Origin of the sequence: Lysinibacillus sp. NPDC056185, assembly GCF_047737915.1 — a bacterium.
Lineage (GTDB): Bacteria > Bacillota > Bacilli > Bacillales_A > Planococcaceae > Lysinibacillus.
The window spans coordinates 1-1,011 of the sequence record NZ_JBLLLQ010000125.1 but is presented as its reverse complement, the minus strand read 5'-3'; the positions used below and the strand labels follow the sequence as shown (position 1 = coordinate 1,011).

The 1,011-nt window shown below is 73.4% G+C and carries 3 protein-coding genes; 1 reads left to right on the top strand and 2 read right to left on the bottom strand.

All coding sequences use genetic code 11. The features are described 5' to 3' along the window. The coding region (locus tag ACMZ42_RS27360; protein WP_415733479.1) for a hypothetical protein at positions 1–254 on the top strand (254 nt) is incomplete at its 5' end. Positions 255–277: 23 nt separating this feature from the next. On the opposite strand, the gene ACMZ42_RS27355 is transcribed toward ACMZ42_RS27360, so the two are convergent. Together ACMZ42_RS27355 and ACMZ42_RS27350 are read right to left on the bottom strand one after the other, a co-directional pair. Beyond that, positions 278–508: a hypothetical protein gene (locus ACMZ42_RS27355; RefSeq protein WP_415733478.1), complete on the bottom strand. Its 231-nt coding sequence runs from the start codon at positions 506–508 to the stop codon at positions 278–280. A gap of 107 nt (positions 509–615) precedes the next feature. Then, positions 616–1,011 (bottom strand): MFS transporter (locus tag ACMZ42_RS27350; protein WP_415733477.1); only part of this gene is annotated, 396 nt, incomplete at its 5' end.

Sequence of the window (1,011 nt, the reverse complement as noted above, 5' to 3'; positions counted from 1 at the left end):
AACAGTCCCTACTCGCGACGCGCGCCTCGTGCATTCCCGTGCCCGGCGAGCTCGTCGCCGAGGAACGGGTCATCCTCGACGACCGCGAAGTCATCCGCCGCACCGGCCGAGCCGAGGAGGAACAGTGCACCGGCTGCCCGTGGCCCCGGGTGCCATGGCCGGACGCCGGGGGCACGCGCCTGCCGGACCGGCACCGGCACCGGCAGCGGCAGCGGCAGCGGCAGCGGCAGCGGCAGCGCAGGATGGTCGGGTGACGTGCGGGGCGGCGGCATCCGGTTCAGGAGGGGCCGGTCTTGTCGCGGCGGCGGGCCCGCGCGGCAAGCCGTCCCTGGGCGAGGAGCAGGCAGGCCCACAGCGCGGTGGTGATCCACAGCCAGCGGGCGCCGGTGAGGATCGCGGCGGTGGCGAGGCCCCCGGTGGTGAAGAGATCTCCGGCCGTGGTCCGGGCGTCCCGGGTCCAGGTCTCGGTTCGCGGTGCGGTTCGTGGTGCGGTTCGGTGATGACGCATGGTCACGCCCTGGTCGACGGGGCCCGTGCAGTTGTCCGGGCGGGCCGGTGGGATGTGCCGCCGGGCCGGGTCCTCGGACGACAGCACGGCGATTATGTACCGGTCAGCTACTGTCTGCGATGTTTGCCCACGGTGTCGTCGGGGCTGTTCCAGGCGGTGAGCAGCATGAGTGCCGTGGTGGCGAGGAGGATGAGAACGGCGTAGCGGTCTCCGGAGCTGCCTGCACGTAGGGCAAGGGTGACCAGGGCGACGCCGAGTGCGGTGCCCAGGCCGCGGGCCATGTTGACCAGGCCGCCGGCGGTACCGGAGGCGCGGGCCGGAACGGCCTGCATGATCACCGTGTTGTTCGCCGGGGTGAAGACACCCAGTCCCAGCCCCAGCAGAGCAAGCAGCGGCACGAGCCGGCCGGGGGTGAGCGGCACGGCCAGCAGGACGCCCAGCGCCACGGCACACACTGCGGCGCCCGCCAGGCAGCGGGTCCGGTCGGACGAGTGCAGGGGCAG